The sequence below is a fragment of the Afipia sp. MLSD5-FHT05B12 genome (genome assembly GCF_058793355.1).
The window spans coordinates 1-13,964 of record NZ_JBXAFS010000017.1 but is presented as its reverse complement, the minus strand read 5'-3'; the positions used below and the strand labels follow the sequence as shown (position 1 = coordinate 13,964).

General features: G+C 63.1%; 12 protein-coding genes and 1 pseudogene. 8 read left to right on the top strand and 5 right to left on the bottom strand.

Features of this window, described 5'->3' with window-relative positions:
• Positions 1–92: 92 nt before the first annotated feature.
• Entirely contained in the window at positions 93–1,916 is a 1,824-nt protein-coding gene (gene typA, locus AC1Q6J_RS18370) for a translational GTPase TypA (protein ID WP_492280640.1), read from the bottom strand.
• Positions 1,917–2,246: 330 nt separating this feature from the next.
• On the bottom strand, positions 2,247–3,707 hold the full coding sequence (locus AC1Q6J_RS18365) for a TAXI family TRAP transporter solute-binding subunit (protein ID WP_492280639.1): 1,461 nt from the start codon (positions 3,705–3,707) through the stop codon (positions 2,247–2,249).
• A gap of 178 nt (positions 3,708–3,885) precedes the next feature.
• Between AC1Q6J_RS18365 and AC1Q6J_RS18360 the strand changes: the two are divergent.
• Positions 3,886–4,185 (top strand): annotated as a pseudogene (locus AC1Q6J_RS18360) (4a-hydroxytetrahydrobiopterin dehydratase); the annotation flags it as partial.
• Between the two features lie 120 nt (positions 4,186–4,305).
• On the top strand, positions 4,306–4,683 hold the full coding sequence (locus tag AC1Q6J_RS18355) for a YkvA family protein (RefSeq protein WP_492280638.1): 378 nt from the start codon (positions 4,306–4,308) through the stop codon (positions 4,681–4,683).
• A 205-nt stretch (positions 4,684–4,888) separates the two neighbouring features.
• On the opposite strand, the gene AC1Q6J_RS18350 is transcribed toward AC1Q6J_RS18355, so the two are convergent.
• The gene (locus AC1Q6J_RS18350) at positions 4,889–5,863 is read right to left on the bottom strand and encodes an NADPH:quinone oxidoreductase family protein (protein ID WP_492280713.1); all 975 of its coding nucleotides are present in this window, start codon (positions 5,861–5,863) and stop codon (positions 4,889–4,891) included.
• A 321-nt stretch (positions 5,864–6,184) separates the two neighbouring features.
• Here AC1Q6J_RS18350 and AC1Q6J_RS18345 point away from each other — a divergent pair, with 321 nt between their 5' ends.
• From AC1Q6J_RS18345 to AC1Q6J_RS18335, 3 genes are all read left to right on the top strand, one after another.
• On the top strand, positions 6,185–6,802 hold the full coding sequence (locus AC1Q6J_RS18345; RefSeq protein WP_492280712.1) for an invasion associated locus B family protein: 618 nt from the start codon (positions 6,185–6,187) through the stop codon (positions 6,800–6,802).
• 174 nt (positions 6,803–6,976) lie between these two features.
• Entirely contained in the window at positions 6,977–8,275 is a 1,299-nt protein-coding gene (rlmN, locus tag AC1Q6J_RS18340; RefSeq protein WP_492280637.1) for a 23S rRNA (adenine(2503)-C(2))-methyltransferase RlmN, read from the top strand.
• A 175-nt stretch (positions 8,276–8,450) separates the two neighbouring features.
• Positions 8,451–8,921, top strand: a complete 471-nt coding sequence (locus tag AC1Q6J_RS18335; RefSeq protein ID WP_492280636.1) for a hypothetical protein — start codon at positions 8,451–8,453, stop codon at positions 8,919–8,921.
• On the opposite strand, the gene AC1Q6J_RS18330 is transcribed toward AC1Q6J_RS18335, so the two are convergent.
• Positions 8,922–9,533 carry a 2-hydroxychromene-2-carboxylate isomerase gene (locus AC1Q6J_RS18330; protein WP_492280635.1) on the bottom strand — a complete coding sequence of 204 codons (612 nt, stop codon included), beginning with the start codon at positions 9,531–9,533 and terminating at the stop codon, positions 8,922–8,924.
• Between the two features lie 131 nt (positions 9,534–9,664).
• Here AC1Q6J_RS18330 and AC1Q6J_RS18325 point away from each other — a divergent pair, with 131 nt between their 5' ends.
• From AC1Q6J_RS18325 to AC1Q6J_RS18315, 3 genes are all read left to right on the top strand, one after another.
• Positions 9,665–10,501, top strand: a complete 837-nt coding sequence (locus AC1Q6J_RS18325) for a phosphatase PAP2 family protein (protein ID WP_492280634.1) — start codon at positions 9,665–9,667, stop codon at positions 10,499–10,501.
• 226 nt (positions 10,502–10,727) lie between these two features.
• On the top strand, positions 10,728–12,065 hold the full coding sequence (gene argG / locus AC1Q6J_RS18320) for an argininosuccinate synthase (protein WP_492280633.1): 1,338 nt from the start codon (positions 10,728–10,730) through the stop codon (positions 12,063–12,065).
• A 1-nt stretch (position 12,066) separates the two neighbouring features.
• Entirely contained in the window at positions 12,067–12,342 is a 276-nt protein-coding gene (locus AC1Q6J_RS18315) for a hypothetical protein (protein WP_492280632.1), read from the top strand.
• A 254-nt stretch (positions 12,343–12,596) separates the two neighbouring features.
• On the opposite strand, the gene AC1Q6J_RS18310 is transcribed toward AC1Q6J_RS18315, so the two are convergent.
• Positions 12,597–13,607, bottom strand: coding sequence for an OmpA family protein (locus AC1Q6J_RS18310; protein WP_492280711.1), 1,011 nt, complete (start codon positions 13,605–13,607; stop codon positions 12,597–12,599).
• Between the last annotated feature and the right edge of the window lie 357 nt (positions 13,608–13,964).

Here is a 13,964-nt window from a genome sequence, read left to right as displayed (position 1 = left end):
GAGAAGGGCAAACAAGGAAAGGCTCGATAGCAAAATAGCGAGAGCCTTCCAGCTACTCGCTATTCGCTACTCGCCATTCGCTTATCTCTCTCTCAGCCGACCAGCGCTTCCTTGGACTTCTCGGCGCGCTTGCGCTCGTTCGGATCGAGATGCCGCTTGCGCAGGCGGATCGACTTCGGCGTGATTTCGACCAGCTCGTCGTCCTCGATATAGGCCAGCGCCTTTTCCAGCGTCATGCGGATCGGCGGCGTCAGGCGAACCGCTTCGTCCTTCGAGGTGGTGCGGATGTTGGTGAGCTGCTTGCCCTTGAGCACGTTGATCTCGAGATCGTTCTCGCGGGTGTGTTCGCCGACGATCATGCCGCGATAGACGCGCCAACCCGGCTCGATCATCATCGGGCCGCGATCTTCCAGCTTGAACATGGCGTAGGCAACGGCTTCGCCCTGCTCGTTGGAGATCAGCACGCCATTGCGGCGGCCCTGAATTTCGCCCTTGTAGGGCAGGTAGTCGTGGAACAGGCGGTTCATGATCGCCGTGCCGCGCGTGTCGGTCATCAGTTCACCCTGATAGCCGATCAGGCCGCGGGTCGGCGCGTAGAACACCAGCCGCAGGCGGTTGCCGCCGGACGGGCGCATCTCGATCATCTCGGCCTTGCGCTCGCTCATCTTCTGCACGACCACGCCGGAGAATTCCTCGTCGACGTCGACGACGACTTCCTCGACCGGCTCCAGAATCTTGCCGTCGTCATCCTTGGTCAGAACGACGCGTGGACGCGACACGGACAGTTCAAAGCCTTCGCGGCGCATGTTCTCGATCAGGATCGCGAGCTGCAATTCGCCGCGGCCCGAGACTTCCATCGAATCCTTGTCGGCGGCTTCGACCACGCGCAGCGCGACGTTGCCTTCGGCTTCGCGCAGCAGGCGGTCGCGGATCAGGCGGCTGGTGACCTTGTCGCCTTCGGTGCCGGCGAGCGGCGAGTTGTTGACGATGAACGACATCGACACGGTCGGCGGATCGATCGGCTGCGCCTGGATCGGCGTTTCAACAGTAGGATCGCAGAACGTGTCGGCGACGGTGCCCTTGGTGAGGCCCGCGATGGCGACGATGTCGCCGGCTTCGGCGAGTTCGACCGGCTGGCGCTCGAGACCGCGGAACGCGAGAATCTTGGTGATGCGGCCGGTTTCAACGACCTTGCCGTCGCGCGACAACACCTTCACCGCCTGGTTCGGCTTCACCGAACCCGACGCGACGCGGCCGGTGATGATGCGGCCGAGATAGGGGTTGGCTTCGAGGATGGTGCCGAGCAGGCGGAACGGACCTTCTTCCACCACCGGCGGGGCGACATGCTTGATGACGAGATCGAACAGCGGCTTCATGCCCTTGTCGTTCTCGGTCTCGCTGTTGCCCATCCAGCCGTTCTTGCCGGAGCCGTAGAGAATCGGGAAGTCGAGCTGATCGTCGGTGGCATCCAGCGCAGCGAACAGGTCGAACACTTCGTTGACGACTTCGGTGACGCGCGCGTCGGGGCGGTCCACCTTGTTGATCGCGACGATCGGCTTGAGGCCGAGCTTGAGCGCCTTGCCGACCACGAACTTGGTCTGCGGCATCGGGCCTTCGGCGGCGTCGACGAGAACGATCACGCCGTCGACCATCGACAGGATGCGCTCGACCTCACCGCCGAAGTCGGCGTGGCCCGGCGTATCGACGATGTTGATGCGGGTGTCTTCCCACTCGACCGAGGTGCATTTGGCGAGAATCGTAATACCGCGCTCGCGCTCGATGTCGTTGCTATCCATCGCGCGCTCGACCTGCCGCTGGTTCTCGCGATAGGTGCCGGATTGCTGGAGCAGCTTGTCGACGAGCGTGGTCTTGCCGTGGTCGACGTGGGCGATGATGGCGATGTTTCGCAAATTCATGTGTCTTAAGTCTTCCAGCTATGGGGCGCGGCGCCGCAGATGCGGCTGAGTGCATGTCCGATGTCGTCATGCGCGCAAGGCCCAAAAAACGCGGTGCCCGGTCCAAAAGAACCGGGCACACGGGCACTCATTGCGGCGCAATATAGTCAGAATTCGCCGAAAAACAACGGCCCGGACGGCATTTTATCGGTCCATTTTGGGGCCGAGATGACGGCCCAAAGGGCCACATCGGCCCTATTTCAAAATGTCATATGGGCCGAATGTGCCGGCCGGTCAGGGGGCGTCCTGCCCGTCTGGATAAACCTCGCGCAAAACGTCCTCGAATCGCGCTCAGGCCACCTGGCTGCGCGCATGGCGCGTGTCCTTCGGTACCGGGTCCTTCGGCGCCGGGTCCTTCGATGCCGAGTCCTTCGATGCCATGTCGAGCAGGAACGTCTTGCGATCCGCCACCGCGTTGTGGAACTGCTCGAGTGCGATGCTGAACGCCGTCAGCGATCCTTCCTCGATCGCTCCGTCCTCGAAACAATGCAGCGTCTCGCGCATGATCTCGTCGGCCTCCGCCTGCATGGCGTCAAGCTCGTCGATGGATGTGGTCTTGCGCGCCGCCGTCAGCATTTCCAGCAAACGCTCGCGCAAATTGGAGTTGGTGACACGCTCGTCCTTGCGCAGATAACTTGCGAACCACGCACCGGCAGAGCCGAGCGCGGACAGCGCCATCAGGCTGCCCCAGATGTAATCGCTGTACCTGTCGAGGAAGGTCTTTTCCTCGCCATCGACATAGGCAGCGGCGCCAGGGTGCGCGGGGATCGCGGCGTCCTTGTCGGTATCGGGCGTTTCCAGCTTCGCGGTCTGCGGGAATTCGCTCTGGATGGTCTGGCGGATTGAAAACAGTTGCCGCGTCAGTGCGCCCGCGGTGGCTTCCGACAGCGACTTTCGCGCGACGATGTGGTGCGCGAATGTGATGGTGTCGATCTTGTCATCGGGCCGGGGAGGCTTCGCGCCGAACGATCCGGCGGGAATTTCGCCCGATTCATAAACCGGATATTTTTGCGCGATGGCGTCCGCCGTATCCAGCGACAGGAACGTGGCTTCCTTGCCGCCGCGCGTGGTCGCTGCGACGGCGTCGGCCGTGATCTTGCTGTTGAGCGGACCGACGGCGAGGAATGCATCGAGCTTTTCGTTCTTGATCGCTTCGGCGAAGCCGGTGGTGGTGAACTGGACGATCTGAACCTTGTCGGGATCCACGCCAGACTGCGTGAGAATGACTTTCAGCAGATTGACGTTGGCCTGGGTACGGCCGATGACGCCGATGCGCTTGCCGGCAAGCTGTTCGATTTTCTTGATGGCGCCTTTCTTACTGCTTCCGTTCAGTGCCCACAGCACTGCGAAATTCTTGCGGATGCTGGCGATCGCCTGAGCGTCCTTCGGCAGCGCGATATCGCCGCGAATGACGGCGAGATCGGTGGTGCCTGCGTTCAGGCTCGCGGCACTCGAGGACGTCCCGTCGGTGACGATCGGGCGCAGCCGGATATACTTCCGGTCCCGCGAGAAGATCTGCGCGATCGACTGAACGACCTTGACGTCATCGCTGTAGGGAGGCCCGACCGCGATCCGCAGATTGACCGGGCGGTTCAGGTAGTAGGTCACGGCGCCAACGGCGGCGACGGTCGCCAGCACCGCGGCAAGAACGACCAGAACGGCCTTCATCTTGTGCGGCCTGGGCGCAGATGAGCCCGCCGGCCGGGGCGCCTCCGAAGCCATCGATCGGGTAAACATGTCGCTGAAGCCCATGGGTTACCACGCCTCCCGGCGTCTGTCCGCAATCATACCAGATTGCGGGCCTATTCGCAGGTTCCAAGTTCGCCATGGTTAGCGGCCCGAGAGCGGCTTTTCCGTGACCGGGTGAACCCATTGCTGTTGGGATTTGTTTGGGAAGGCAAGGGGGCGGCTGTAAAGTTCAGGTGATAGGGAGGCCAACATGGTGGAGCGGTTATCGGCGGAGACGCGGCGCGCGGCGCTTTTGAGGCTCAAGGGCTGGTCGGAGGTGCCCGGCCGCGACGCCATCGCGAAGACGTTCACATTCAGGGATTTCAACGAGGCGTTCGGCTTCATGACCCGCGCCGCGCTGGTGGCCGAGAAGAGCGATCACCATCCGGAGTGGCGCAATGTCTACAGGACCGTCGAGGTGGTGCTCTCCACCCACGATGCGGGCGGCGTGACCGCGCGCGATATCGCGCTGGCTGAGGCGATGGACAGGATCGCGGGATGAGCATGTCCGGGGGCGGGCTTCGCGATGGGCGGCTTGCGATGTTTCATCATCTTGCGATGACGTGAGCGATCCCTACGTAAAGGCTGCGGCGCTGACAGGCCGCCCGAGGGGAAATTCACCATGGCCTCCGACGACACGGCGCATTTTGAACGGGCTGAAAAGCTCGCGGAAGATCCTGAGCACGTGCGCCGGAATTTCTGGCTCAAGATCAAGCGCGTCGCGACCAGGCTTCCGTTCGCCGAGGACCTGCTCGCTGCGTATTACTGCGCGTTCGACCGCGAGACGCCGCGCCATGTGCAGGCGGCGCTGCTCGGCGCCATCGCCTATTTCGTGCTGCCGTTCGATTTCCTTCCCGACATGCTGCCGGTGCTCGGCTTCACCGACGATGCCGCGGTGCTGGCGACCGCGATCCGCATGGTGGCGAGCCACATCACGCCGGAGCACCGCGAGGCCGCGCATGCGGCGCTGACGCGCGGGCTGGATGAGAGCGCCGGCTAAGTCTGGCGGATCTCAACTCGTCATGCCAGGCCATAGCAGTCGCAGACTGCATAAACTTGTCGGCGGTGCCGGGCATCCACGCCGTCTTCCTGATTGAACTCTCCTAAAAACGTGGATGGCCGGGACATAGGCGAGCGAAAGCGACGCCGTTCTTCGAACGGCTATGCCCGGCCATGACGTCGAGAGGTCAATTGTTCGCTTCACATCACGGATGCAGGATCACCTTGCCCATGGCCTTGCGTTCGGCAAGCACCTTGAGCGCTTCGGTGGTCTTGTCCAGCGGGAACGTGCTGTCGACATGGGATGAAATCTTGCCCTCGGCGGCCCACTTCATCAGCTTCTCGAGGGCGGCGCGGCCCTGCTTCGGCTCGCGCTTCATGTGCGCGCCCCAGAACACGCCGCGAATGTCGCAGCCCTTGAGCAGCGCGAGATTGAGCGGGATCTTCGGAATGTCGCCGGCGGCGAAGCCGATCACCAGGAAACGTCCCTTCCATCCGAGCGAGCGCACGCCGACTTCAGCGTAGCTGCCGCCGACCGGATCGAACACGATGTCGATGCCTTTCTCGCCGCCGACCCGCTTGAGCGCTTCCTTCAGATCTTCCTTGGCGTAGTTGATGGTCAGATCAGCGCCGTGCTTTTTGGCGAATTCAAGTTTCTCATCCGACGAAGCACACGCGATCACCTTCAGTCCCAGCACCTTGCCAAGTTCGCAGGCTGCGAGTCCCACGCCGCCCGCTGCGCCGAACACCACGAGCGTCTCGCCGGGCTTCGGATCGGCGCGATCCTCCAGCGCATGCAGCGCCGTGCCGTAGATCACGATGACGCCTGCGGCGCGGTCGAAGTCGAGATTGTCCGGAATCTTCACGGCCTGCGATGCAGGGATCGCGATTTTCTGCCGCGCGCCGTTGAAGCCGCACGACGCCGCGACGCGATCGCCCGGCTTGAGATCGGTGACGCCTGCGCCGACGCTTTCGACCACGCCGGCGATTTCCGCGGCGGGAGAAAACGGAAACGGCGGCTTGATCTGGTACTTGCCCTGAATCATCAAGAGGTCGAAGAAATTCAGCGCCGCCGCCTTGATGGCGATCACGGCTTCGCCGGGTCCCGCGACCGGATCGGGAATATCGCTCAGGACGAGATCGTCGGGGCCGCAGTATTCCGAGCAGAGAATGGCTTTCATCGAGACACCTGAAGAGTTCATGGAAACAGGTGGACTTCTTGCCGGATTTGGCGCGGCCCTACAATCTGAATCGCGGACTGGCGATGATGCTTGCGGGATGTAACTATGTTTGAAACACTGCGCTTTCGGAAAGACACCTGCGCGGTCCGCCGCCATTCCGGCTGTGGCTCACTTCCGGACGGATGCGGCAAAGCGCAGCGGTGGTGGGTTAACTTTCCAACAAGCGGTTTGGGGTCTATTGCACGTCCGCGCGGAAGCGCGAGCCATCTTGCAGTCACAATATTGAAGGAACCAGTTTTGGTGATGTCCTTGCAGCGAGCGATGGTAATTCTGGTGGCGGCATTGCCGGTTGTCGGCTTTGCAAATGTTGCATCCGCCCAAACTGCGCAATCCAAGGCAGCCAAGCCTGCGCCGAAAGCCGCGCCCGCCAAGCCCGCGCCGAAGAGTGCCGCGCCCGCGAAACCGGCAACGCCTGCCGCGGCCGGAAATGCCGAGCCGTCGCTGATCGGCCAATTCGGCACCTGGGGCGCCTACACCGCGACGCCGAACGGCAAGAAGGTCTGTTTCGCGCTTGCCAAGCCGGCGTCGTCGAAAACCAATCCGCCGAACCGCCCGCGCGATCCGTCCTACGCATTCATCTCGACGCGTCCCGCCGAGAAAGTGTCGAATGAAGTTTCGATCATGATCGGTTATTCGCTGAAGCCGGGCTCCGAGGGGTCCGTGGAAGTCGGCGGTTCGCGCTTTGCGATGTACTCGCAGGGCGACGGGCTCTGGATCAAGAACGCGGCCGAGGAAGACCGGCTGGTGGACGCGCTGCGCAAAGGCGCGGATGCGACGGTGAAGGGCGTCTCCGCCAAGGGCACCGAGACCACCGACACGTTCCCGTTAAAGGGCCTCGCCCAGGCGCTGGACAAGCTGGCGCAGGAATGCCGCCGCTAAGTTTTCCTTCCCCTCTCCCACAAGGGGAGAGGGTCGTGCGCCGCGCGCGGGACATACGGCGTTAAAGACGGTCGCAATTGCCCGGTATTGGCTCTATATAGCGGGTTGCGGGACTTAAGGGTTCCATCACGCCCGGCCTTGTGCCGCCGCAATCTTCCCGAGACACATATCGATATGACTAAGACCGAAACGTCCGGCGTTCTCGAAAAGACAGCCCTCGAAACCTACGTGCCACCGGCGAAGCCCTCGCTGGTGGGGCTGTCGCGCGAGGAACTGGCGCAGCGTCTCGGCGAAATCGGCGTCGCTTCAGGCCAGCGCAAGATGCGCGTGCAGCAGCTCTGGCACTGGATGTATGTGCGCGGCGCGCAGAGCTTCGCCGACATGACCAATGTGTCGAAGGACATGCGTGCCGAGCTTGAGCAGCATTTCACCGTCGACAGGCCTGAAGTCGTCGCCGAACAGATCTCCAATGACGGCACCCGCAAGTGGCTGCTGCGTCTGCCGAGCGGTCACGCCTCCGAGCGTCCGCACGAAGTCGAGTGCGTCTACATTCCCGAAACCGACCGCGGCACGCTCTGCGTGTCATCGCAGGTCGGCTGCACGCTGAACTGCTCGTTCTGTCACACCGGCACGCAGCGACTGGTGCGCAATCTCACCGCCGGTGAAATCGCAGGCCAGGTGATGGTGGCGCGCGATCGCCTCGGCGACTGGCCTTCTTCTTTCCCTCCCCCCTTGCGGGGGAGGGTCGGGGAGGGGGGTAACTCCAGTCAGGATTCTGGCGTTCGTGGCTCTACCCCCACCCCCGCCCCACAGGGGGGAGGGGAGAATAGAGGTAACCGCCTTGTCACCAACGTGGTGATGATGGGTATGGGCGAGCCGCTGTACAATTTCGACGCGGTGCGCGACGCGCTGCTGATCGTGTCCGACAACGAAGGCATCGGCATTTCCCGCCGTCGCATCACGCTCTCGACCTCCGGCGTGGTGCCGAACATCGCGCGCACCGGCGACGAGATCGGCGTGATGCTTGCGATCTCGCTGCATGCGGTGCGCGACGAGCTGCGCAACGAACTGGTGCCGTTGAACAAGAAATATCCGATCAAGGAATTGCTGGACGCCTGCCGCGCCTATCCCGGATCGTCCAACTCGCGCCGCATCACCTTCGAGTATGTGATGCTGAAGGGCGTCAACGACTCGCTGGACGATGCCAGGCTGTTGGTGAAGCTGCTCAAGGGCATTCCGGCCAAGATCAATCTCATTCCGTTCAATCCATGGCCCGGCACCAAGTACGAGTGCTCGGACTGGGATCAGATCGAGAAATTCTCCGAATACGTTTTCAACGCGGGCTATTCGTCGCCGGTGCGCACGCCGCGCGGCCGCGACATTCTCGCCGCCTGCGGACAGCTCAAGTCGGAAACCGAGAAACTGTCCGCGCGCGAACGTCAGGCGCTGCGCGCCATGGCAATGACGGATTGAGAGCAATGGCGCAATCTCTCCGCCGTCATTCCGGGATGCGCCCGAAGGGAGCAGGCCCGGAATCCAGCTTGGAACGCAGGCGTGGATTCCGGGTTCGCCGCAACGCGGCGCCCCGGAATGACGGTGAAGATCGGACGAATCCAACTGACGACCGAAACAAGGGGCCGAACTTCCCATGGCAGTGATCGGACGGCTGTTCGCGATCTTCTTTGGATTTCTCGCCGCATGTTTCGTTGCCGGTGCGGTGGTGATCTACGCGATCTTCTTTCCGGAGATGAACGACGTGTCGCTCGATTTCGATCAGGGCGCGATCAATCTCATTCTCGGATTCGGCTTTGTCCTTGTCAGCGGTTTCGCGCTGATGCCCGCGCTGATCATGGCTCTGGTCACCGAAGCGTTCTCGATCCGGCACATTCTCGCCTACGCCGTCGCGGGCGGGCTCGCGGGCCTGTGCTGCTATCTCGCGTTCATTCCGTTCGATACCGTGAACATGACCTTCAACGGCATCATCCGGCGGCATCTCGAAGTGATGGTCGGTGCGGGGATTCTCGGCGGCGTGATCTACTGGATGATCGCGGGTCGCAATGCCGGCGCGTGGCGTATAGCGCCGCCGCCTCCGCCATCGTTGCCGCCGTTGCCCAAATAACTATTTCGTCGCCCAGCGCAGCGCCTGCTCGAGGCGGTCGTTGCCCCAGAACAGTTCGCCGTCCTGCGTGGTGAAGGTCGGTGCGCCGAAAAATTCGCGCCGCTGGGCTTCCGCCGTCAGCTCGCGCAGCTCCGTCTTGATCTCGTCGGCCTGCGCGCCGGCGAATGTCGCATCCACCGGCACCTTCAGTTTTGTCAGGATCTCGGCGATCACATGCGGCTCCGAGATCACCCGGTTCTCGGCATACTCGGCGTGGAACACCGCGCGGCTGAAATCCTCGCCCCAGGAATTCTTGAAGGTGTCCTTCAGTCCCACCAGCGCGACGCGGCTCGCCAGCACCGCCGATTGCGGAAACACATCCGGCCACTGGAAGCCGACGCCGATTTCATCCGCCGTGCGCTTCACGTCGCGGATCATGTGCCGGCCCCTCAAGGGAAACAGATTGAACGGCGAATCCTTCATTCCTTGCGTGGCAAAAATCGGCCCGAGCAGAAACGGCCGCCACCGCACCTGAACACCCGCGGCATCGGCCAGCGGCGCAATGCGCGTCGCGGACAGGAACGAATAGACCGAGGCGAAATCGAACCAGAAATCCAGAACGGGCTTGGGCATGGTCTTGGGAAGCTCCCGCTTTCAAATCTTGTTTTGCGGTGTTGTTTGCATCCTAGCACGGATCGGGCAGGCCGCCGGAATGCGGCGTGTGGCCACTTTTATTCTCCTGCCGGCTCGGCTAAACCCCCGCCATGAACCGGACCGGCCTCTTCATCGCGCTCGCGATCTCGGTGGTCTTCGGGTTGCTGTTCGGCCTTTATCCCGAACTCGATCTGAAGGTCGCCGCATTCTTTTACGACGCGACCACCAAAACCTTTCCGCTGAAATCCAGCACCTGGGCTGCGATCGCCCGTGACGGCGCGATGTGGATCGCATGGGGTCTCGTCATGCCCGCGCTGGTGTCGCTGGTGGTCAAGCTGATCCGTCCGGTGAAGCCGCTGATGATCTCCGGGCGCGCCATGGTGTTCCTGACCGTGACCATGCTGCTGACGGCGATCGTGCTGTCGAACGTCGTCTTCAAGGGCTACTGGGGCCGCCCGCGCCCCGTGGTGGTGACGGAGTTCAACGGCAAGCTCGATTTCAAGCCGTGGTGGGACCCGCGCGGCGCTTGTCAGAAGAACTGTTCGTTCTTCTCCGGCGAAGGCGCCACCGCATTCTGGACCTATGCGCCCGCCGCGTTGACGCCGCCGGCATGGCGTCCTTTGGCCTACGTCGCCGCCACCGCCTTCGGCGTGCTCACCGGCGGTCTTCGTATGTCCTTCGGCGGACATTTCCTGACCGATGTGTTGTTCTCCGGCACGGTGTCGTTCATCGTGATCTGGCTGGCGTATGCCTTCATCTACCGCTGGCCGTCGACGCGGCTGACGGACTACGGCATCGACGCCTGGCTGACGCGCTTCGCCTGGCCGGGTTATCGCTGGCGGCAGAAGCGGCTTGGCCGCGATGTCGGCGGTTCGCCGCGTATCAGGCCGGGTGCTGACAACACAATCGATGTCGTCCCGGCGAAGGCCGGGACCCATAACCCCTAACTCCTCGGTTTGGCTCGAAATATCGAATCACCATTTCGCTCAAGTGGCCTTGACAGGGAGGATGGGTCTCGGCCTGCGCCGGGACGACGAAAGTGTCTGCTAGCTGGCCTTCCCATTGCCCGCCGATCTTTCTATAGAAGGCCGATCTGGAAGCGCGTTCCCGTCCGCGCGAGGTTGTTCATCGCGCATCCAGACCGCCCAATGAAATTGCCTGAATGGACGTTCCATGAGTACGATTCTGAAGAGCCTTCCCAAGGGGGAAAATGTCGGCATCGCTTTCTCGGGCGGGCTCGACACCAGCGCGGCGCTGCTTTGGATGAAGCAAAAAGGCGCCCGCGTCTTTGCGTACACTGCGAATCTGGGCCAACCTGACGAGGCCGATTACGACGAGATTCCGCGCAAGGCGATGGAGTTTGGCGCCGAGAAGGCGCGCCTCGTGGATTGCCGGACGCAACTGGTTCACGAAGGCATTGCCGCCATTCAATCCGGCGCCTTCCACGTCTCGACCGGCGGCATCGCGTACTTCAACACCACGCCGCTCGGCCGCGCCGTGACCGGCACGATGCTGGTTGCGGCCATGAAGGAAGACGGCGTCAACATCTGGGGCGACGGCTCGACATACAAAGGCAACGATATCGAGCGGTTCTACCGCTACGGACTGCTGACCAATCCGGAGTTGCGGATCTACAAGCCCTGGCTTGACCAGCAGTTCATCGACGAACTGGGCGGCCGCGCGGAAATGTCGGCGTTCATGACCGCCCACGGGTTCGCCTACAAGATGAGCGCCGAGAAGGCGTACTCGACCGACAGCAATATCCTCGGCGCCACCCATGAAGCGAAGGATCTCGAACACCTCGACAGCGGCATCAAGATCGTCAATCCGATCATGGGCGTTCCGTTCTGGCGTGACGACTGCGCCGTCAAGGCTGAGAAGGTCGCGATCCGATTTGTGGAAGGTCAGCCCGTTGCGCTGAACGGCAAGACGTTCGCAGATCCTGTCGCGCTGTTTTATGAGGCCAATGCCATCGGCGGACGGCACGGCCTCGGCATGAGCGACCAGATCGAGAACCGGATCATCGAGGCGAAGAGCCGCGGTATCTACGAGGCGCCAGGCATGGCGCTGCTTCACATCGCCTATGAACGTCTCGTCACCGGCATCCATAACGAAGACACCATCGAGCAATACCGGATCAGCGGCATGCGGCTTGGCCGGTTGCTCTATCAGGGCCGGTGGTTCGATTCACAGGCCCTGATGCTGCGCGAGACGGCGCAGCGCTGGGTGGCGCGCGCGATCACCGGCGAGGTGACGCTCGAACTGCGCCGCGGCAACGACTACTCGATCCTGAACACCGAAAGCCCCAATCTGACCTATGCGCCGGAGCGGCTGAGCATGGAGAAGGTCGAGGACGCGCCGTTCACGCCGGGCGACCGCATCGGTCAGCTGACCATGCGCAACCTCGATATTTCCGATACGCGCCGCAAGCTGGATCTCTACACAAAGACGGGCTTGCTGTCGGCCGGCGAAGGCTCTCACATTCCCAAACTCGACAGCGACAAGAGCTGAAATGCACTGGGGCGCCCAACCGGAAGCGGGATTGCATATGGGCTGGGAGCACATCGCGCCGGATGGAGAGATATTCTCTCCTCATCGCTATCCCAACGGGCTTTACCGGGTTGCTGATCCCGCTCTTGGCGATGTGAAGCATCACGCCAAGAATCAGCTGTCGGTCCGGGAAGACCAGATCGAAGGTTATCTGCAGCGCGGGTTTTCGCTGCGCATGAAGGGCGATGTTGCGGGAAAGGTTATTCTGATCGCGCCGTCGGAGATCAGGCGGACCTGAATAATCCTCCGTGTCGTCCCCGCGAAAGCGGGGACCCATACTCCTTGTCGCGGGAGTTTGCGCGAGATGGTTCAACATTCGCGCTACAATGTGAAGCCTGTGGTGATGGGTCCCCGCTTTCGCGGGGACGACATTGGGGGTGGAGCGAGTGCATTGCTTCGTCGCTTCGCTCGCAATGACGATCTTGTGAACGCTGTATCAACAAAAACGGCCGGGATATTTTCCCGGCCGTTTCTTTTTCAATTCGCCCTGTGTTAGCGGCGCGGCGGCGCGGTGCCCGCCGGCGGTGCCGGCAGGGAGGCCTGACCGCCGTTGAGCAGCGGCGTGATATTGCGGACGGTGACGCGGCGGTTGCGCCGTTCCGGTCCATCCGTCGGCACCTTCAGGTACTGCTCGCCGTAGCCCTGCGACGTGAGGTTTTCGGCAGGCACGTTGAACTGCTGGGTGAGCAGCGTGGCCGCCGATTCAGCGCGGCGATCCGACAGCGACAGGTTGTCGACGTCGCTGCCGACCGCGTCGGTATGTCCCTCGATCAGGAACACGGTCTGCGGATTGCGCTGGATCGCGCGGTTGATGCCGTCGGCGATGGCCTGCAACTTCGCAGCCTGATCCGGCGGAATCTCCCACGACCCCGTCTCGAAGTTGATGCTGTCGACATCGATGCTCGGCATGCGCTGGCGCACCGAGGGGCTGTAGCGGATTTCATCGAGCGAGTATGGCCGCTCGATGCGCTCCACCGGAGGCGCCATCAGCGTGTCGTAGATCAGCTCGGGCGGCGCATCTTCCGCCTCGACGATGTAGCGGTTCTCCGGAATGCGCAGGACCGGCGGCGGCAGCGAGACGAAGTAGCCGCCGATGGCGCCGGCAACCACACCGGCGGCGAGGCCCGCGCCGAAGCCGGGTCCGCGCCGGTTGTCGATGATGATCACCTCGCGGCCGCGTTCGTCGCGGCGGATGCGCCTGAGCAGTCTGCCATCGCGATCGTTGACCGTGATGATCTGCGTGCCGTCGGGCCGCACCACGACCGTGCGGGTGTCGTTGCCATCACGTGTCACGCGCACGTCGCGCGCGCCGTAGCGGAAACGATCGACGTCGTTGTGACGGACGAAGGACTGTCCGTTCGGGTCCTGAACGATGACGCGTCCCGGCTCGCGAATAACCGTGCGGCCGCCTTCCGTGGTCTGCTGACGCTGGCCGCGGAAGTCATCGATACGTCCGGCCGGGCGCGCGCCCGGCTGCTGGACCGGGATCGGCGTTGCCTGAATCGCCGGTGCCGGAGGCAGCGGCGCGGCAACAGGAGCCGTGGCCGGTGCTGTCGGCGTGCCGGCAGGAAGACCCGGAGGCGGACCCTGACGCTGGCCGCGGCGATCACCGAAGCCCGGCTGTCCCGGAGCGGGCGGCTGTCCCGGCGCAGGAGGTGTTGCACCAGGCGTTGCAGGAGGTGTCGCGCCGGGGGTTGCCGGAGCCGTGGTGGTTGGCGCTGACGGGGCGGTGGTCGGAGCGGTTCCCGGCTGAGCAGGCGCCGGCGCGACACCCGGTGCAGCCGGACGCGCGCCGTCAGGACGTGGCGGCGTCACGTCACGCACGCCGGGCGCCACCGGAGGCGCACCCGGTGGACGCTG